Here is an 18,203-nt window from a genome sequence, read left to right on the forward strand (position 1 = left end):
TTACCAGTATATGGGTGGCTAGGATGGCTCCCATGCCTGACCTTGCCGCGCATGTCCGCGACGTCCCTGTGAACCAGATCCGTGAGATCACCGAAGCTGCGTGGTCCACCCCCGGAGCAATCGTCCTCAGCATCGGGGAGCCGGGCTTTGCCTTACCCCGGCACATCCTCGACGCCGGTATTGACTGCCTGGATCGGGATGAGACCAACTACACACCCAACGCCGGGATCCCCGCCCTCCGTGAAGCCTTTGCCGCCCGCTTCAGGGAACAGCAAAACGTGGATATCGGCGCGGATCGTGTGTACGTAGTGGACGGCGCCCAACAGGGACTGCACTTCGCCATGAGCCTCCTCCTCTCCCCCGGCGATGAGATTCTCATCCCCAACCCCGGCTACCCCACCTTCGCCATGACCAGCAGGCTGCTGCACGCCGTGCCGGTGCAGTATCCGCTATACCCGCAGAACGACTTCCAGCCGCGCATTGAGGACATCGAGGCCCTCATCACGCCAAGCACCCGGGTCCTCATGTTGAACTCCCCGTCCAACCCCTTGGGCGCCGTCTTCAGCGAAGAATCCACGCGCCAACTGGTGGAGCTTGCCGTTCGCCATGACCTTTGGATCATCTCCGACGAGTGCTATGAAGCCTTCACGTTCGATGTCCCCCATGTCAGCCCTGCGCGCTTCGACAGCAACATCCCCGGAGAAGCCCGGGTCTTCACTTCCCTGACACTGTCCAAGACCTACGGGCTAACTGGCCTTCGGATTGGAGCGTTGATCTGCCCGCCCGGGTTGGAGCCGAAGATGAACAACGTTATGGAGTCAATCGTGTCCTGCGTCGCGTCTCCTTCGCAGTACGCCGCCTTGGCCGCGCTGACAGGACCCCAGGACTATGTTTCCCAGGCTCGCGACCACTACCGGAGTAACCGGGATGCAGCCTCAGCTGTTTTGGCGAAGAAGGGAATTCCGTTCCTGGGCGCCCAGGGGGCGTTCTACCTGTGGGCCGACGTCTCGCATCTGAGCGGCGGGGATGTCAGGGCCTGGGTACGGGCCTTCCTGGCTGAGTCCGGAGTGTCCTTCGCTCCCGGTACGGCATTCGGCTCGATCGGCGAGGGCTGGATCAGGATCGCCCTTTGTGGCGGTCAACAAGACCTGCTCGACGGCGTCAGCCGCCTCCCAGCCAAGGTCTAGTCGCGCGGTTTCCCAGTATCGGGCTCAGTAGCTCGTCCTGTGCGCGTGGTTCCGCCATGCGTCGAAGGGTTCATCTGAAGCGGCCAACTCGGCATGCTCCACGGGCAGCAGTTCCGGTCTGGTGCCTGCGAAATACTCGTAGAACACAGCGTCGTCGAAGCCCGCCCTGGCCGCGCCGTGCCGGTCTGCCGCGAAATAGACATGCCCGATCCTGGCCCAGAGCGTGGCGGATAAGCACAGCGGGCATGGTTCACAGCTTGCGTAGAGAACGGACCCCGTGAGGTCGAACCTCTTGGTCGCAGCTGCAGCACGGCGGATTGCCACCACTTCGGCATGTGCTGTGGGATCGTGGTCCCGCGTGACCCGGTTGACTCCCTCATGGACGGTTCCGTCCGGGGCGACCACGACGGCGCCGAAAGGGCCGCCGCCGTCGGAAACGTTTTGCACGGCCAGCTTGATGGCCAGGTTCAGGTATTCATCACGTTGCTGAGCACTGTGCGGCGACATGCTCCCGATCATAGCGAGTTTGAGTACAGCAAATGCCCCTAAGAAGGCTTCTTAGGGGCATTAGTTGCTCAAAAACTAGCGGTTGGCGTCTTCGTCGAGTTCGTTATCGCCGGAGAGGTCAGTGTCCTCTTCGTCGAAGTCGTCCTCGTCAACGTCCTCCGGAGATTCACCCTTGTAAGGGTCTGCCTCGCCTGCGTGCTTGGCACTGGCAGCCAAAGCGGCTACCTCTGCGTCGCGACGCTTGGCTTCACGGAGGAGCTCCTCAAGGTTCGAGGCATTGACCGGAATCTGGTCAGCCACGAACTCGAGTGTCGGAGTGAGGCGAACAGTGATGTTGCGGCCGACTTCCTGGCGCAGTACACCCTTGGCCTTCTCCAGCGCCCTGGCAGCATCTGCCTGGGCTACATCGTCACCAAAAACGGTGTAGTAGATGGTGGCGTGCTGAAGGTCGTTGGTGACGCGGGCGTCCGTGACCGTGATGGACTCAACGCGCGGATCCTTGACCCGTCGTCCGAGGGCCTCAGCGACGACGACCTTTATCCGCTGTGCCAGCTTGGCAGCGCGTGCGGGATCAGCCATGACTTCCTCCTGGTAAGTAGAAAAGGGGAAGGAACGGGTCCGCCGGGGCTACCCGACGGACCCGTTCCAAACGGAACCTAGCTACGCGGCTTTTCGCGCATTTCGAAGGTCTCGATGATGTCGCCTTCAGTGATGTCATTGAAGGAGCCAAGACCGATACCACACTCGAAGTCGGTGCGGACTTCGGTGGCGTCATCCTTGAAGCGCTTGAGCGTCTCAACGGTGAGGTTGTCACCGATGACCTTGCCGTCGCGGCTGACACGTGCCTTGGTGTTACGGCGGATGATGCCCGTGCGGACGATCGAGCCGGCGATGTTTCCGAACTTGGAAGAACGGAAGACTTCGCGAACCTCGGCAGTACCGAGCTGGACTTCTTCGTATTCCGGCTTGAGCATGCCCTTAAGGGCCATCTCGATGTCATCGATTGCTGCGTAGATAACCGAGTAGAAGCGCATGTCCACGCCTTCACGGTCAGCCAGTTCAGCAACACGCTCGGCCGGCTTGACGTTGAAGCCGATAATGATGGCGTTGTCCACCGTGGCGAGGTTGACGTCGTTCTGCGTGATGGCACCCACACCGCGGTGGATGACACGAAGCTGAACGTCGTCGTCTCCGACGTCGATCTTGAGCAAGGCGTCTTCGAGGGCTTCCACGGCACCGGACACGTCACCCTTGAGGATGAGGTTGAGGGTGTCGATCTTGCCTTCGGCAACGGCCTGGTCGAAGTCTTCCAGGCTGATGCGCTTGCGACGCTTGGCCAGTGCAGCGTTGCGGTCGGCAGCTTCACGCTTCTCAGCGATCTGGCGGGCCGTACGCTCGTCAGGGGTCACCAGGAAGGTGTCACCTGCGCGCGGCACGTTGGACAGGCCGAGGACCTGGACCGGGCGAGACGGCAGTGCGACATCGAGTGCCTCGCCGTTCTCGTCGAACATGGCGCGGACGCGGCCGTGAGCCGTACCGGCCACGATCGTGTCGCCCACTGCCAGGGTTCCGGACTGCACCAGGACGGTAGCAACGGCACCGCGGCCCTTGTCGAGGTTCGCTTCGATGGCAATGCCTCGAGCGTCCTTGTCCGGGTTGGCGCGCAGATCCAGTGCGGCATCGGCCGTCAACAGGACGGCGTCGATCAGTTCATCGATGTTGAGGTTCTGGCGGGCAGAGACCTCAACGAACATGGTGTCGCCACCGTATTCTTCGGGAACCAGGCCGTACTCGGTCAGCTGGCCCTTGACCTTGTCAGGGTTGGCGCCTTCCTTGTCGATCTTGTTCACGGCGACGACGATCGGCACGTTTGCTGCCTGGGCGTGGTTGAGTGCTTCCACCGTCTGCGGCATAACGCCGTCGTCGGCTGCCACAACCAGGATCGCGATGTCGGTGACCTTGGCACCACGTGCACGCATGGCCGTGAAGGCCTCGTGACCGGGGGTGTCAATGAAGGTGATATCGCGGGCCGTGCCCTCGTGAACGTGGCTGATCTGGTAAGCACCAATGTGCTGGGTGATGCCACCATGCTCGCCGGCCACAACGTTCGAGTTGCGGATGGCATCCAACAGGCGGGTCTTACCGTGGTCAACGTGACCCATGACGGTGACAACCGGTGCGCGGGCCTCGAGGACGTCGTCGCCTTCGGCGTCGAGTTCGTCCTGGATGTTGATGTCGAACTGGTCCAGCAGCTCGCGTTCTTCATCCTCGGGGGAAACAACCTGGAGCTTGTAGCCGAGTTCGGCGCCAAGCAGGCCAAAGGTGTCTTCGTCCAAGGACTGCGTAGCCGTTGCCATCTCACCGAGGTGGAACAGAACGGTCACCAGCGATGCGGGGTTCGCGTCAATCTTCTCGGCAAAGTCCGTGATGGACGAACCACGACGCAGGCGGATGATGGTCTCGCCATCACCGCGGGGTACTGATACGCCGCCCAGTGACGGAGCACTCATCTGCTCCAGTTCCTGGCGCTTCGCACGCTTCGACTTGCGCTGCTTGCCACGACCGGCGCCGCCCTTGCCGAAGGCACCCTGGGTACCACCGCGACCGCGGCCACCCTTGCCGAAGCCACCGCCGGCGGGAGCTCCGCCACCAGTGCCTGCACCAGGTGCGCCACCGGGACGACCGGGTCCGCCACCGGGACGGCCTGCGCCACCCGGACGGCCTGCGCCACCGGGAGCCGGACGCTCAGTGCGGTTGGGCATCATGCCCGGGGTAGGACGGTTTCCGGCACCCGGACCGCCGGCGGGACGCGGAGCGCCCGGACGGGGTGCACCGGGACGCGGAGCGCCCGGACGGGGTCCACCGGTACCTGCTGCGGGACGGGGGCCGCCTGCGCCAGCCGCGGGACGCGGACCACCGGGGCGTTCGCCATCGTTGCGGCGTTCGCCCCGGGGCATGCCCTGGGACGGTGCAAACGGGTTGTTACCCGGACGCGGCGGACGGTCTCCGTCGCCACCACGGCCCCGGGGCATGCCCTGGGACGTAGCAAACGGGTTGTTGCCCGGACGGGGTCCGCCGGGACGCGGAGCCTGGCCACCTTGACGTGCCGGAGCCGGAGTCTCTGCCTTGGGAGCAGGACGGGCGCCGGGCTTGGCCGAAACCGGGGTGGATGCGGCAGGAGCCGCAGGGGCTGCCGGCGCGGGTGCTGCCGGAGCAGTGGCAGCAGGAGCTGCCGGTGTAGTGGCGGCCGGAGCTGCCGGAGCGGGGGCTGCAGGTGCCGGGGCCGGAGCCTTCGGCGCTGCAGGACCCGGTGCCGGAGCTGCCGGACGGGATGCTGCGGGAGCTTTGGGGGCTGCAGCGGGCGCGGCGGCTTTGGCAGCGCCGGCACCCGGGTAGGCGTCGCGAAGCTTCTTCACGACGGGGGCCTCAATTGTTGACGAGGCGGAGCGAACGAATTCGCCCAATTCCTGCAGTTTGGTTACTGCATCTTTGGAAGTAATACCGAGCTCTTTGGCGAGCTCATGTACGCGGACCTTGGCCACATTTCTCCTGTCTCGGTCCGCACCGAGCCAGGCACGAACCGTCTACTTCTTACTGCGGGCCTTCGCCGCTTGCGCGATTGAAAGGCCCATTGCAGAGCGCAACAAAGTTGTCATCGTTACGCACTCATCGCTGGGAACTCATCGGGTTTCCATCAGTTTTCTGACCCGCTTTCAGGTTTGGACGGTTTTCCTGCGGCGGCCTGGGCCTCCACAAGTGGCGTACCGGACATCAGGTATCTCTCTACGGCGCGTGTATCGGATGCACCCGCAAGGGCCCTTCCGAAAGCTCGCCGCTTGATCGCCAATGCCAAGCACTTTTCGCTGAGGTGCAGCCACGCACCCCTGCCGGCCATCCGGCGTCGTTCATCCACCAGGACGGCGGACGAACCGCTGCCTTGGGCGACTAGCCGGACAAGCTCGGACCGGGAGCCTTGCTTCCGGCATCCGATGCACGTGCGAACAGGCCCGTGGCCATGTTCAAGCAGTTCAGCCACGACGTGTCCAACCTGCCTTACGCTACTGGCACCCGACGGGCCCCGGTCCTGCGCATGCAGCTGAGGCACGCCAAAGCGCGCGGATACCGGACGTAAGCCCGGTTCCATCTAGTCTAGCCCCCCGGCCCCGGTCTCCCGAAACCAAGTAAGCCACCAGCGCGGCGCAGAACCGGCGGCACGGCCGCCGGTTGAACCGTTAGTCCGTTTTGGCCGGAGCCGCGTCCGAGACGATATCAATGCGCCAGCCCGTCAGCTTGGCTGCGAGTCGGGCGTTCTGGCCTTCCTTCCCGATCGCCAGTGAAAGCTGGTAATCAGGCACAACCACGCGGGCGGAGCGGGTGGCTTCGTCCGTGATAGTGACGGAATTCACTCGCGACGGCGACAACGAGTTGGCAATGAACGTCGCGGGGTCATCACTGAAGTCCACGATGTCGATCTTCTCGTCGTTCAGTTCGGTCATGACAGCCCGGACACGGGAACCCATTTCACCGATGCAGGCACCCTTGGCGTTGACGCCGGGAGTGTTTGCCTTCACTGCGATCTTGGTGCGGTGACCGGCTTCGCGGGCCAGGGCCACGATCTCCACGGAGTGGTCCGCAATTTCCGGAACTTCCATTTCGAACAGCTTCCGGACCAGGCCGGGGTGCGAGCGGGACAACGTGATGGATGGTCCCTTGGCCCCGCGGTGTACATCCACCACGAAGGCACGCAAGCGGCTTCCATGGAGGTACTTCTCACCCGGAACCTGCTCGGGCGGCGGCAGCAACGCTTCCACAGCTCCCAGGTTGACCTGAATCATGTGCGGGTTGTTGCCCTGCTGGATCATGCCGGCCACAAGCTCGCCTTCACGGCCCTTGAACTCGCCCAGCACGTTATCGTCTTCCACGTCGCGAAGGCGCTGCAGGATGATCTGGCGCGCGGTGCTTGCGGCGATGCGGCCGAAACCGGCCGGGGTGTCCTCGAACTCGCCGATGGGCTCGCCGTCGTCGTCGATTTCCGTCGCCCAGATAGTCACGTGACCGCTCTTGCGGTCCAGTTCTGCGCGGGCCTTTTCGAAGGCGCCGGGCGTCTTGTGGTACGCCACCAACAGCGCCTGCTCGATGGTGGGAATCAGGAGATCCAGCGGGATTTCACGCTCACGCTCCAGGAGTCTCAGTGCGCTCATGTCAATATCCATTAGGCCTCCTCGGAAGGTCCGTTGTGCTCGTCTTCCAGCGCAGCCTCGTGGAGGTGGCTGAATTCAATCTCGACTTTTCCTTGGCGGATCCTGTCGAAAGGAATAGTGATGGGTTCGCCCTGCTTGGGCTTCATGCCCTTTTTGACCTCATGCTCGGGGATGAGCGTCACGTCATCATCCCCAACCGAGGCGATACGGCCCAGGAGGTTATCCCCTTGGATGACGTTGACCCTGACCATGCGGCCGCGGGCGCGATGCCAGTGACGCGGCTCTGTCAGGGGACGGCCTACTCCCGGGGAAGAAACCTCAAGGTCGTACGGACGGCCGTCGTCATGGGGATCGTTGTCCAGAATATCGGACAGGCCGCGGGAGACTTCAGCGATGGCGTCAAGGCTGACGCCCCCGGTCTCTTCCTGCGGAAGGTCCACGACGACGTGGACCGTGCGGTGTGAACCGGCAACGTGGATGGAAACATCCTCGAGGTAGAGCCTGCTGGCAAGGACGGCCGGTTCAAGCAGCGCCCTAAGCCTGCTCTCTTCCGGGTTGTGGATGGTGGCCGCTGAGTTCGATTCAGAACGGTCTGTTGAAGTCGTGGCTTCCGAGTCACTCACGTTGCCCGCCGCCTCCCGATAGATGTTGTTGTGACTACTAGCCTAACGATTTTCCCGGGAACATGGTGCACGGACTTCCCTGCCCACGTGACACCATGGTCTGTTGTGAACGGGCAGACAAGCGAAAAAAGACGAACACCACCCTGGGGCCGGGTTTTGCTGGTTGCCGTGGTGGCGCTGCTTGTTGCGGGCACCGGAATGGTACTTATTCCGCGTGATTCCGGCACTCCCCCGGCGGTTCCCTTCTCCGAAATGGCCCGCGTCGTGGCGCTGGAGGACACGCTCCTGCTGCGGGAATCGGCCGCCAAGCTGGCGGACATGCCGGCTCCTGATACCGGAAATTCCACGCTCGGCAACGCTGTGACTTTGCTGACAACCCATGCGCAGGCCTTGCAGGGCCCTCACGCCGCTGCGCCGCGCGCCACGCCATCCGGCGGTTCAGCCACTGCTGATCAGGAAAGTGCAGCCACACCAACCAGCCGCACCTCTTTCCTGGCCGGGTTGGCCGGAAGCGGCCGGAAGCGACTCGACGACGCCCGCGAAGCCGACGGCGGGATCGCCCGCCTGCTCGCCGCCGTCGGAACCGCGCAACTGCTTCAGGCGGAAAGGCTGGCTGCGAAGTGGCAGCTACCGATGCCACAGCAGCCAACAGCAGCAGGCACCAAAGCTCCTGCGGCAACGCCCCTTGCGGCGTCCTGTCCGTCAGCCAGCCCCACCCCGGAGCCGGCCTCCGCCACTACCGACACCGCTCTGGCTGCGGTGGTTCGCTCGCAGCAGGAAGCGATCTACGTTTACCAGGTGGCGCTGAAGCGGCTGGACGCTTCGAACTCGGCGGCTGCTGCCAAGTACTTGCAAATGCACGAGGTACTGCTCCAGCAGGCAGAATCGCTGACCAGCGCCAACTGCGCGGACGCACCTCCAGGCGAGGCGGGCTACCAGCTGCCGGAACAATTCGCCCAAGACCCGGCCGCTTTCCTGGGTTCCGTTGAACTTGCTTCCCTGCCTCGCCTCGGTGACCTGGTTGCCCTGTCTACGGACGAGACCCGGACGTGGGCCGTTGACGGCCTCCTGGCCGCTGCCCGGAGGAGCGCTGCCTGGGGCGCGCCCCTGCCTGCGTTGCCGGGACTCATGCTCGACGCCGGCGAGCTGCCTTCCCTGCCGACGCCCACCACTACACCCACTTCCACTTCCACTTCCACTTCCAACGGCGGATAGGCCAGCCTAGCCATGCTGGTCAGGGCGGACTGCCAGTGCTTGGCTTGATGCATGGCTTCCACAGAAACTGCCACCACGCACGAGAACGAACCTCACCGCGACGATCTGGCCCACCGGTTGAACTGGTTGCGGGCAGGAGTCCTGGGTGCCAATGACGGCATCGTGTCCGTCGCCGCGATTGTGGTAGGCGTAGCAGGCGCCACGACCAGCACTGGCAGCATCCTCGCCGCAGGCACCGCCGGCTTGGTGGGTGGCGCCATCTCCATGGCTTTGGGTGAATACGTGTCAGTCAGCAGCCAAAGCGACACCCAAAAAGCGTTGATCGAAAAAGAAAAACGAGAACTGGCGGAGCAACCGGAGGATGAACTCGATGAGCTGGCAGCGATCTACGAGGCCAAGGGGCTCAGCACCAAGACAGCCCGGGCCGTTGCGCAGGAACTGACCGAACACGACGCGTTGGCCGCCCACCTCTCGGCCGAGCTGAATATCAATGAAGACGACATCGTCAGTCCTTGGAACGCAGCCCTGGCTTCTGCCGTGGCATTCATCTTGGGAGCGGTGCTACCTCTGTTGGCCATCCTGCTTCCTCCCCCGGAGTTGCGGGTCCCTTTGACGTTCATCGCAGTTCTCCTGGCCTTGGCAATCACCGGCGCCGTTGGTGCTTGGATAGGCAGCGCTTCCCGCTTCCGCGCGGCAGTCCGGGTAGTGCTCGGCGGTGCTTTGGCGCTGGCCGCTACATACTCGATCGGAACCCTGTTGGGCGCGAGCGGCGTTTTCTAGGAGGCTCGCGTTGACTCGGAGTTAGGCTGTTGGCGTGACCCTTCACGCGATGATTCCCATTCCGGGCGACCTCCACGCCCGGTACAACCGCGACTCCGCGGGCAGGGATTGGCTGGCCAGCCTCCCGGGGCTTATCGCGGCCGCTTTGGACCGCTGGCAGCTATCAGTGGACCTGGCGCCAGGCACTGAGCCCTGGAACGGTCACGGAGCCTTGGTGGTGCCTGTTCTTCAGAGCGGCGCACCCGCAGCACTGAAGATCGCTTTCCCCCATGAAGAAGCTCTGGTGGAGCGCCACGCGCTGGCGCTTTGGAATGGCCGCGGCGCGGTTCGCCTCCTGGCGTCCGACGACGCAAGTTGCTCCATGTTGCTTGAACGCCTGGACGCCTCACGCTGGCTCCAGAACGCCCCGTTGGACGAAGCCAGGGACGTATGGGGCACCATCATGCGCGAGCTCTCGATCCAGCCCGATGACCGACTTGAGTGGCGGGCTTTCGACCATGTTGCGGCAACCGCCGAGCGGTGGAGCGATGAGCTCCCTGCAGAATGGGAGCGTCTTGACCGCCCCTTCCCGAGGTGGCTCCTTGAAGCGGCACTGGAGGTGTGCCAGACGCGTGGAGCCGTGGGTCGCCGTTCCGGCACGGATGTCCTGGTGCACACTGACCTTCACTTCATGAATATCCTTGCCACCACAACTGCCGAAAGACTTTCCCTCCGCGGAGATTATCTGGCCATAGATCCCCAACCACAGATAGGCGAAGCGGAGTTCGCCGTCGCCCCCATCCTGTGGAACCGCATCCACGACCTTCCGCGGGCCGACCCGGAGGCCGGGTTGCTGGAGCGGTGCCATGACTTCAGCCAAGCGGCTGGATTGGACCCTGAGGTTGCCCGGCAATGGAGCATCGCCCGAGAGGTGCAAAACGCTTTGTGGTATGCCGCAAAGCGTTCTGTACCTCACGGCGGTGACCTTGCCCGCTCCCTATGGGTCGCCAGCACCCTCGCCGGCAGCACACTGGACACCTTGCCATCGGCCCATGATCTCCCCGATCCCGGCGAAGCGGCCTGATCCCAAGGTCCTGCCATGCGCAGCGCTTCTACGCTGCGAAGTTCTCATTCCAGACGTCCATGCCAAGTTTGATGATCAGCGCCGCCACCACCACCAGGAAAACGAGGCGCACGAACTTACTTCCCTTCGCAACGGCGGTTCTGGCCCCGAGATAGCCCCCCGCCATGTTTGCCAGGCCCAGGACCAGTCCCACGCCCCAGAGCAATGAGCCGTGCGGGAGGAAGAAGATCAAGGCTCCGGCATTGGTGGCCATGTTGACGATTTTCGCCTTGGCACTGGCCTCGAGGAAGGCGTAACCCATCGCCGAAACGAGGGCAATCACCAGGAACGAGCCAGTGCCGGGGCCGATCAGACCGTCATAAAAGCCGATGACGCCGCCAATAAGGCAGGCCACCACGTAATGCTTATGGCCATCGTGGCGGAGCGCTGTCAGTTCACCGGCGCCGGGACGCAAGGCCGTGAAAACAGCGACGGCGATCAGCGCCACCACAATGATCGGTTTGAAGACGCTGGCCGGAAGAGACGCAGCAAGGATGGCCCCGCCGAAGCTCCCGGCGAGTGCGATGACCGCCATGGGGATCGCGGTCTTGAGATCCGGGCCGACGCGGCGATAGTAGGTGACCGCGCTTGTGGTGGTCCCGAAGATGGAGCCCATCTTGTTCGTGGCCAAGGCCTGGACCGGCGTGATGCCGGGGACCAGCAGCAGGGCGGGGAGCTGTATCAGTCCCCCGCCCCCAACTACGGCGTCAACCCAGCCTGCCGCGAATCCGGCCACCACAATCAGGATGAGTGTGGTGAGCTGGAACGATTCGAAGCCGGAAATCACCGGGTTCGTACAGCGTTGACCACGTAATCCACGGCTTTGTCCACCGAAATGTTCTCGGCTTCGCCGCTGCGGCGGTCCTTGATTTCAACCACACCGTCTACCAGCCCGCGGCCAACGGCCAGGATGGTTGGCACACCTACGAGTTCGGCGTCACCGAACTTCACGCCGGGAGATACCTTCGGGCGGTCGTCGAAAATGACGTCCAAGCCGGCAGCTTCGAGCTCAGCCGAGAGCCTTTCAGCGGTTTCGAAGATCTCATCGCCACGGCCGACTGCCACGACATGCACATCTGCCGGAGCCACGGAGCGCGGCCATACGAGGCCGCGGTCGTCATGGTTTGCTTCGGCCAGCGCCGCGACAGCACGCGTCACGCCAACGCCGTAGGAGCCCATGGTGACAACCTGCTGCTTGCCGTTCTGATCCAGGACCTTCAGATCCAGGGCCTCGGCATACTTACGACCGAGCTGGAAGATGTGGCCCATTTCGATGCCACGCGCGGTTTCCAGCGGTCCGGAACCGTCCGGGGCGGGATCGCCCGCACGCACGTCAGTGCTCTCAATGACGCCGTCCCATGTGAAGTCGCGGCCGGCGACCAACCCGAAGACGTGCTTGCCGTCAGCGTTGGCACCGGTCACCCAGCTGGTGCCGGAGACAACGCGGGGATCCACAAGGAAGAGCACCTTGGAGGACCCTTCAAGGCCAAGGACGGGTTCGTCGAGGGACAGTCCCGGTCCGATGTAGCCCTTGACCAGCCACGGCAGCTTCTTGAGGTCCTCTTCGTTGGCAGCCTCGAGGCCGATTTCACCGGCGATGGGCAGGTGGGATCCGATGTTGGCTTCCACGCGCTTGAGGTCTACGCCGCGGTCGCCAGGAACGCCGATAACCACGATCTGGCGCTCACCCGTGGGCAGCGTGACGGCAAGGACAACATTCTTGAGCGTATCAGCGGCAGTCCAGGCGCCGCCGTCGGCCTCGCTTCGGGGAGCGAGCTGGTTGGCGGCGTCCACCAAAGTATCGATGGTGGGGGTGTTCGGGGTATCCAGGACCTCAGCGGCCGGAGCGTTGGTGAAGTCGATATCGTCCGGAACCACGGTGGTCACGGCTTCAACGTTGGCGTAGTAGCCGCCGGCCGAGCGTACGAACGTATCCTCGCCGATCTCGGTGGGGAACAGGAATTCCTCGCTCTTGGAGCCACCCATGGCACCAGCGGTGGCGGCAACAGGAATGACTTCCAGGCCCAGGCGCGCAAAGATCCTCAGGTAGGCACCGCGGTGGGCGGCGTAGCTTGCGTCCAAGCCGGCGTCGTCAATGTCGAAGGAGTAGGAGTCCTTCATGATGAACTCGCGGCCACGGAGGAGTCCTGCCCGCGGACGCGCTTCATCGCGGTACTTGTTCTGGATCTGGTAGAGGCTCAGCGGCAGGTCCTTGTACGAGGAGTACAGATCCTTGACCAAGAGCGTGAACATTTCCTCGTGCGTGGGGGCAAGGAGGTAGTCCGCACCCTTGCGGTCCTGGAGGCGGAACAGGCCCTCGCCGTATTCGGTCCAACGGTTGGTGGCCTCATAGGGCTCGCGGGGAAGCAGCGCAGGGAAGTGGACTTCCTGGGCACCAATGGCGGACATCTCCTGGCGGATGATCTCCTCCACCTTCCGCAGGACGCTCAGCCCCAGCGGCAGCCACGTGTAGATACCGGGTGCAGCGCGGCGGATGTAGCCGGCGCGCACCAGGAGCTTGTGGCTTGCGACCTCGGCGTCGACGGGATCTTCACGCAGGGTGCGCAGGAACAGCTGGGAAAGGCGAAGGACCACGGGTACGTATCCGTTTCTATGGCAGATGTGGCAAAAACAACTGCCTACTAATCTACCGGCTGACGGCGGGGCCGCTTGAACCGGGCCGCATGACGTTCGGGCAGCCTGAACACAGAAGAGCCACGCCGTCGCGTTTGGAAGCCCCTGGCCGCAACCGGCTGGTCATCCTGCGATGGCGTGGCTCAGCGGCCGGCCGGCCGCAGACTCTGTCCTGGGACTAGATCGCCGTTCCCTCCAGCGGAACGGGATCGGCTGCGGCTGGGAGGCATTGGTCACTGCCGAAAACACGGATGGCACGGCCGCCGATGGCGCCCTTCAAGGTCTTGGTCATGATTCCCCCTGTACCACCCGCACCCCAACGACACGGCTTGGGAAGAACCTATGTGATAGCAGACACATTTTCAAGGACTGCCTTCGCTGGCGGGCCCCTTGACCTGCATCTTCGCTGGATCTAATTTTAATTCATCAGTTGGTGAATTAATGGAGCCATCGGAGGCCCGCATGACACCCGCACCATCGGCCGTCGAGGCGACCGGACTTCATGTCTCCCGTTCACGCACCAAGATCCTGCGAGGCCTGGACTTCACGGTTGACGCCGGTCGCATCACCGGGCTTCTGGGCCCTTCCGGCAGCGGCAAAACGACGCTCATGAGGGCAATCGTCGGCGTCCAGCGAATCACTCGGGGAACCGTTACCGTCCTCGGCCAGCCGGCAGGCAGCGCACCGCTCAGGCACGACGTCGGATACGTCACCCAAGGCGCGAGCGTTTATGGAGACCTCAGCGTCGAAGCGAACGTCCGGTATTTCGGAGCCATGCACGGCGCAACGGCGGCTGACGCCGCGGAGGCAATTGCCGCCGTCGGGCTTCAGGAGTTTGCCCGCCAGAAGGCGGCGGACCTGTCCGGCGGGCAATTCAGCCGGGTGTCCCTTGCTTGTGCGCTGGTGGCCCATCCGCGGCTCCTGATCCTGGACGAGCCCACTGTGGGGCTGGATCCCGTACTCCGTGCCGAGTTGTGGGAGCGTTTCGCCGCCATGGCTGCCGGCGGAACCACCCTGCTGGTGTCCAGCCACGTCATGGAGGAAGCATCCCACTGCTCGTCACTGCTGCTGCTGCGCGATGGCCTGCTCCTGGCGCAACTGACTCCCGCGGAGCTGGCCGAACGCGGCAGGAGCGAAGATCTTGAGCGGGCGTTTCTTACCATCATCAAAGCCGCCGATCGTGGCCAGGAAGAGAGCCAGGTGACCCCGTGAATCTCCGCATGACATTTGCCACCGCCACCCGCGTCCTGCGACAGCTGAGGCACGACCACCGGAGCGTCGCACTGATCCTCGTGGTCCCGGCACTGCTCCTGACCGCGGTCTATTTCCTCTTCGAGAACGAAACCCTTCCACCGGGGTTCCCCAGAACTTTTGATCGCGTGGGCCTGATGATGTTGGCGATCTTCCCCTTCGTGGTCATGTTCCTGGTCACGTCCATCACCATGCTTCGGGAGCGCACCTCCGGGACCCTCGAACGCCTTCTGACCACCCCGATCCACAAGGCGGACCTGCTGTTCGGCTATGCCGTGGCCTTCTCCATCATGGCCGCCCTGCAGTCCTTGGTGGCGACAGCGGTGGCTTACTGGATTTTCGACCTCGACATCAAAGGAAGTCCCGGCCTGGTGGTGATGATCGCTGTCATCAACGCCGTCCTGGGCGTCGCATTGGGGTTGTTGTGTTCAGCGTTCGCCCGCACCGAGTTCCAAGCCGTGCAGTTCATGCCGGTGGTGGTGGTGCCCCAGATCCTGTTGTGCGGCTTGTTCGTGGCCCGGGACGATATGAACGAGGTCTTGGAAGCAATCGCCGGTGTTTTGCCGCTCACGTTCTCCGTGGATGCCCTGAAGGAGATCGCCGGAAATGCCGACGCCACGTCGGTAATGTGGCAAGACGCCCTGATCATGGGCGGGATTGTTGTTGGAGTCCTTGTCCTGGCATCACTAACACTTCGGCGGCAAACCCGATGAGCCTCCCGCAGGCGCGTCGGGGCCGCCGAAGCGCAGGAGATCATTCGCGGGAAGCCATCCTCGCAGCTGCACGGAAACTGTTCGCTGAACAGGGATTCGAGGGAACGAGCCTGCGGCAAGTAGCCCGCGAGTCATCGGTGGATCCGGCCATGGTCCACCACTTTTTCGGGGGCAAGGACGAGCTTTTTGCCGCCAGCGTGGAACTGCCCGCCGACCCGGCCGAGGTTCTTGTCGGTGTCGAAACCCTGGACCCGGCCGTAAGGGCGGAAGCGATTGTCCGGGCAGTGCTGCGGCTGTGGGAAAGCCCGGCCCAGCATGGCCTGGTTGCCTTTGTCCGGGGAACCATCGGTTCCAAGGCCAAGACGGCACTCATGCGCGAAATGGTGAACCGCACCATACTGTCCAGGATCATGGCGGGGCTGCCCGGTTCGCCCGAAGAAGTACGCGTGCGCGGCAATCTTGTGGCCACGCAAGTTGTGGGGCTCATGCTGGTCCGCTACGTGATCCGGCTCGAGCCCCTGGCCTCGGCGGATCAGGAAGACGTGGTCCGCTACGTCGCACCAAACATCCAGCGCTACCTCACAGGAGACCTTGACTCGTCCAAGTAGCTGTCAGTTGTGGCTAGAACAGGACCGTCGCGAAGGTGCCCACTTGTTCGAAGCCGACGCGTTCATACGTGGCGCGGGCTTTGGCGTTGTAGTCATTCACGTAGAGGCTTGTCACCGGGGCGAAGGTTCGCGAGAGATTCACGACGGCGGCCATGTAGCCACCGCTTTGGCCGCGGCCCCGCAATTCAGGGTTCATCCACACGCCTTGAACCTGAGTGACGTCCCGCGTGACTGCACCCAACTCGGCTTTGAAGACCACAGTGCCGTTGGCATCGATGTGGACCAAGGAATGGCCCTCACGAATAAGGCCTGCGACGCGCGTGCTGTAGAACTCCTGCCCTCCCAGGAAAGGCGAGTAGCCAACTTCTTCTTCGAACATGGCAGCGCAGGCGGGCAGGATGCGATCAAAGTCCGTCATTGTGCCGAAGGTCAAGGCGGGATTGGCGCCGATAACCGGTGGGCTGGAAATGGTGAGTAGCGGTTGCTGGGAGCGGACTTCGTGGGCACCGTGACCCAATTGCTCGAACCGCGCATAGAGGGCCAAAACAGTTTCCGCCGGACCAAAAATGGACGCGTAGCGGCGGCCTGTGTCGTGGGCCGCACTGGCCACGTACCCCGCCAGGGCGGGATCGAGTTGCACAGGCACCAGGTTGGCTCCCGCCCAACACGCGCCAAGGAGCGTACCGCCGTCGAAGACTCCGAATATACAGGCACCGCCGCTGGTGGGCGCCGCTGTTCCGGTGCTTTCCAAGTGGGCGAGGATGAAAACGTTGGCTACCACGTCTTCCCTGGCCAGGGCGCGAAGAGCCAGGGTGTCGGCACTGCCGAGCACCCTGACTCCCAAGCCGTTCTCGTTACGAGACGCTAACCACGGGGCTACCCTTGACAGCATCTTCGCCATCGGCCTCCCCCATCTCTTCGGCGATGCGCATGGCCTCTTCGATCAGTGTCTCAACAATTTCGCTCTCAGGCACAGTCTTGATGACTTCGCCCTTCACGAAAATCTGGCCCTTGCCGTTTCCGGAGGCGACACCGAGGTCCGCTTCACGGGCCTCACCGGGTCCGTTGACGACGCAACCCATGACGGCTACGCGCAACGGGATCTCCATGCCTTCCAAACCTGCGGTTACCTGCTCGGCCAGCGTGTACACGTCCACCTGCGCGCGACCACAGGACGGGCAGGAGACGATTTCGAGCTTGCGCGGGCGAAGGTTCAGGGATTGCAGGATCTGGTTGCCCACCTTGATTTCCTCCACTGGCGGAGCCGAGAGGGAAACACGGATGGTGTCGCCAATGCCGCGGGACAGGAGCGCACCGAAAGCCGTTGCCGACTTGATAGTGCCCTGGAATGCCGGTCCGGCCTCGGTCACGCCAAGGTGCAAGGGCCAGTCGCCCTTCTCGGCCAGCATCTCGTACGCGGCCACCATGATCACGGGATCGTTGTGCTTAACGGAGATCTTGAAGTCATGGAAACCGTGCTCTTCGAACAGCGAGGCTTCCCAGACTGCGGACTCAACAAGTGCCTCCGGGGTGGCCTTGCCGTACTTCTTCATGATGCCGGGTTCAAGGGAGCCCGCGTTGACGCCGATCCGAATGGATGTTCCATGGTCACGCGCGGCTGCAGCGATTTCTTTGACCTGGTCATCGAACTTGCGGATATTGCCAGGGTTGACGCGAACCGCCGCGCATCCCGCTTCGATTGCGGCGAACACGTACTTCGGCTGGAAGTGGATATCCGCAATGACGGGAATCTGGGACTTGCGGGCAATGATCGGCAATGCCTCCGCATCGTCGGCTGACGGGCAGGCAACACGCACAATGTCGCAGCCTGAAGCCGTCAGTTCAGCAATCTGCTGCAGCGTGGCGTTGATATCCGTGGTGGGCGTGGTGGTCATGGACTGTACGCTGATGGGCGAGTCAGAACCGACGCCAACGGACCCTACCTTGATCTGCCGCGTCTTACGGCGCGGGGCAAGAACGGGCGGTGGGGCTGCTGGCATTCCCAGGCTGACCGAGGTCACGTGGACTCCTTGGGTTGGGGTGGATCGTTGTGGTGGAGAACGTCCGGACTAGGACGCGTAGGCAGCCAGGACGCCGATGATAGGCGCCCATTCCGTGGTGCGGATGCCGGCGATAACTCCGGCTTCGGCGAACGGATCCTGCTTGAGGAGGTCATTGAGTTCGGCTTCGTCCGCGGACTTGAAGATCAGCAGGGCGCCTGCACCGTCACCGTAAGGGCCACTGGCAAGCAGTTTGCCTTCCTCGGCCAGGTCGCCGAGCCAGGCACGGTGTGCGGGGCGGGCTTCATCGCGGAGGGCGTCGGATTCGGCGACGTATACATACTCAACAGCGAAAACAGTCATGGAGCTAGCCTATCCCGCC

18 protein-coding genes are annotated in these 18,203 nt (G+C 63.4%); 7 read left to right on the top strand and 11 right to left on the bottom strand.

Features of this window, described 5'->3' with window-relative positions; genetic code table 11:
* Window positions 1-32 precede the first annotated feature (32 nt).
* On the top strand, window positions 33-1,187 hold the full coding sequence (locus ACZ881_RS18495) for a pyridoxal phosphate-dependent aminotransferase (RefSeq protein WP_476117547.1): 1,155 nt from the start codon (window positions 33-35) through the stop codon (window positions 1,185-1,187).
* A 24-nt stretch (window positions 1,188-1,211) separates the two neighbouring features.
* On the opposite strand, the gene ACZ881_RS18500 is transcribed toward ACZ881_RS18495, so the two are convergent.
* From ACZ881_RS18500 to ACZ881_RS18525, 6 genes are all read right to left on the bottom strand, one after another.
* A complete protein-coding gene (locus ACZ881_RS18500; RefSeq protein ID WP_243836733.1) occupies window positions 1,212-1,694 on the bottom strand; it encodes a nucleoside deaminase in 483 nt (160 codons plus the stop codon).
* 75 nt (window positions 1,695-1,769) lie between these two features.
* Window positions 1,770-2,273, bottom strand: coding sequence for a 30S ribosome-binding factor RbfA (gene rbfA, locus ACZ881_RS18505; protein WP_474662174.1), 504 nt, complete (start codon window positions 2,271-2,273; stop codon window positions 1,770-1,772).
* Window positions 2,274-2,350: 77 nt separating this feature from the next.
* Window positions 2,351-5,236, bottom strand: a complete 2,886-nt coding sequence (infB, locus tag ACZ881_RS18510; RefSeq protein ID WP_091466438.1) for a translation initiation factor IF-2 — start codon at window positions 5,234-5,236, stop codon at window positions 2,351-2,353.
* Between the two features lie 152 nt (window positions 5,237-5,388).
* Window positions 5,389-5,730, bottom strand: coding sequence for a YlxR family protein (locus tag ACZ881_RS18515; RefSeq protein WP_476117548.1), 342 nt, complete (start codon window positions 5,728-5,730; stop codon window positions 5,389-5,391).
* A gap of 196 nt (window positions 5,731-5,926) precedes the next feature.
* A complete protein-coding gene (nusA, locus tag ACZ881_RS18520) occupies window positions 5,927-6,907 on the bottom strand; it encodes a transcription termination factor NusA (protein ID WP_091466435.1) in 981 nt (326 codons plus the stop codon).
* Window positions 6,907-7,518, bottom strand: a complete 612-nt coding sequence (locus ACZ881_RS18525; RefSeq protein WP_476117549.1) for a ribosome maturation factor RimP — start codon at window positions 7,516-7,518, stop codon at window positions 6,907-6,909. The genes nusA and ACZ881_RS18525 overlap by 1 nt, the downstream gene beginning before the upstream one ends.
* Before the next feature lie 30 nt (window positions 7,519-7,548).
* Between ACZ881_RS18525 and ACZ881_RS18530 the strand changes: the two genes are divergently transcribed.
* Genes ACZ881_RS18530 through ACZ881_RS18540 form a run of 3 tightly spaced genes read left to right on the top strand, consistent with a single transcriptional unit; the run spans window position 7,549 to window position 10,576 of the window.
* The gene (locus ACZ881_RS18530; RefSeq protein ID WP_476117550.1) at window positions 7,549-8,733 is read left to right on the top strand and encodes a DUF4439 domain-containing protein; all 1,185 of its coding nucleotides are present in this window, start codon (window positions 7,549-7,551) and stop codon (window positions 8,731-8,733) included.
* Between the two features lie 51 nt (window positions 8,734-8,784).
* Window positions 8,785-9,513 carry a VIT1/CCC1 transporter family protein gene (locus tag ACZ881_RS18535; protein WP_476117551.1) on the top strand — a complete coding sequence of 243 codons (729 nt, stop codon included), beginning with the start codon at window positions 8,785-8,787 and terminating at the stop codon, window positions 9,511-9,513.
* A 34-nt stretch (window positions 9,514-9,547) separates the two neighbouring features.
* Complete coding sequence (locus tag ACZ881_RS18540) at window positions 9,548-10,576, top strand: aminoglycoside phosphotransferase family protein (protein WP_476117552.1); 1,029 nt, start codon at window positions 9,548-9,550, stop codon at window positions 10,574-10,576.
* A gap of 28 nt (window positions 10,577-10,604) precedes the next feature.
* Here ACZ881_RS18540 and ACZ881_RS18545 read toward each other — a convergent pair whose 3' ends face one another.
* Both ACZ881_RS18545 and ACZ881_RS18550 read right to left on the bottom strand, forming a co-directional pair.
* The gene (locus tag ACZ881_RS18545) at window positions 10,605-11,402 is read right to left on the bottom strand and encodes a sulfite exporter TauE/SafE family protein (RefSeq protein WP_476117553.1); all 798 of its coding nucleotides are present in this window, start codon (window positions 11,400-11,402) and stop codon (window positions 10,605-10,607) included.
* A complete protein-coding gene (locus ACZ881_RS18550; protein WP_474662171.1) occupies window positions 11,399-13,210 on the bottom strand; it encodes a proline--tRNA ligase in 1,812 nt (603 codons plus the stop codon). The genes ACZ881_RS18545 and ACZ881_RS18550 overlap by 4 nt, the downstream gene beginning before the upstream one ends.
* 501 nt (window positions 13,211-13,711) lie before the next feature.
* On the opposite strand from ACZ881_RS18550, the gene ACZ881_RS18555 reads away from it, so the two are divergent.
* Genes ACZ881_RS18555 through ACZ881_RS18565 form a run of 3 tightly spaced genes read left to right on the top strand, consistent with a single transcriptional unit; the run spans window position 13,712 to window position 15,821 of the window.
* Complete coding sequence (locus tag ACZ881_RS18555; RefSeq protein WP_476117554.1) at window positions 13,712-14,461, top strand: ABC transporter ATP-binding protein; 750 nt, start codon at window positions 13,712-13,714, stop codon at window positions 14,459-14,461.
* An 8-nt stretch (window positions 14,462-14,469) separates the two neighbouring features.
* Window positions 14,470-15,213, top strand: coding sequence for an ABC transporter permease (locus ACZ881_RS18560; RefSeq protein ID WP_091466422.1), 744 nt, complete (start codon window positions 14,470-14,472; stop codon window positions 15,211-15,213).
* Window positions 15,210-15,821, top strand: coding sequence for a TetR/AcrR family transcriptional regulator (locus tag ACZ881_RS18565; RefSeq protein WP_476117555.1), 612 nt, complete (start codon window positions 15,210-15,212; stop codon window positions 15,819-15,821). Before ACZ881_RS18560 ends, ACZ881_RS18565 begins: the two co-directional genes overlap by 4 nt.
* A 13-nt stretch (window positions 15,822-15,834) precedes the next feature.
* On the opposite strand, the gene ACZ881_RS18570 is transcribed toward ACZ881_RS18565, so the two are convergent.
* The 3 genes from ACZ881_RS18570 to ACZ881_RS18580 are packed head-to-tail and all read right to left on the bottom strand — an operon-like array spanning window position 15,835 to window position 18,184.
* On the bottom strand, window positions 15,835-16,713 hold the full coding sequence (locus ACZ881_RS18570; RefSeq protein ID WP_476117634.1) for a GNAT family N-acetyltransferase: 879 nt from the start codon (window positions 16,711-16,713) through the stop codon (window positions 15,835-15,837).
* The gene (gene ispG / locus ACZ881_RS18575) at window positions 16,676-17,842 is read right to left on the bottom strand and encodes a flavodoxin-dependent (E)-4-hydroxy-3-methylbut-2-enyl-diphosphate synthase (RefSeq protein WP_011774258.1); all 1,167 of its coding nucleotides are present in this window, start codon (window positions 17,840-17,842) and stop codon (window positions 16,676-16,678) included. Before ispG ends, ACZ881_RS18570 begins: the two co-directional genes overlap by 38 nt.
* A gap of 48 nt (window positions 17,843-17,890) precedes the next feature.
* Window positions 17,891-18,184, bottom strand: coding sequence for a YciI family protein (locus tag ACZ881_RS18580; RefSeq protein ID WP_179019022.1), 294 nt, complete (start codon window positions 18,182-18,184; stop codon window positions 17,891-17,893).
* Window positions 18,185-18,203 lie beyond the last annotated feature (19 nt).

Source organism: Paenarthrobacter sp. TE3676 (genome assembly GCF_056279165.1).

What these genes read in the sequence shown, in the direction of transcription:
- ACZ881_RS18535 (WP_476117551.1), top strand. Translation starts at nt 8,785, where the DNA reads ATGGCTTCCACAGAAACTGCCACCACGCACGAGAACGAACCTCACCGC.
- ACZ881_RS18570 (WP_476117634.1), bottom strand. Translation starts at nt 16,713, where the DNA reads ATGCTGTCAAGGGTAGCCCCGTGGTTAGCGTCTCGTAACGAGAACGGC.
- ACZ881_RS18495 (WP_476117547.1), top strand. Translation starts at nt 33, where the DNA reads ATGCCTGACCTTGCCGCGCATGTCCGCGACGTCCCTGTGAACCAGATC.
- ACZ881_RS18555 (WP_476117554.1), top strand. Translation starts at nt 13,712, where the DNA reads ATGACACCCGCACCATCGGCCGTCGAGGCGACCGGACTTCATGTCTCC.
- nusA (WP_091466435.1), bottom strand. Translation starts at nt 6,907, where the DNA reads ATGGATATTGACATGAGCGCACTGAGACTCCTGGAGCGTGAGCGTGAA.
- ACZ881_RS18580 (WP_179019022.1), bottom strand. Translation starts at nt 18,184, where the DNA reads ATGACTGTTTTCGCTGTTGAGTATGTATACGTCGCCGAATCCGACGCC.
- ACZ881_RS18565 (WP_476117555.1), top strand. Translation starts at nt 15,210, where the DNA reads ATGAGCCTCCCGCAGGCGCGTCGGGGCCGCCGAAGCGCAGGAGATCAT.
- ACZ881_RS18500 (WP_243836733.1), bottom strand. Translation starts at nt 1,694, where the DNA reads ATGTCGCCGCACAGTGCTCAGCAACGTGATGAATACCTGAACCTGGCC.
- ACZ881_RS18560 (WP_091466422.1), top strand. Translation starts at nt 14,470, where the DNA reads ATGACATTTGCCACCGCCACCCGCGTCCTGCGACAGCTGAGGCACGAC.
- rbfA (WP_474662174.1), bottom strand. Translation starts at nt 2,273, where the DNA reads ATGGCTGATCCCGCACGCGCTGCCAAGCTGGCACAGCGGATAAAGGTC.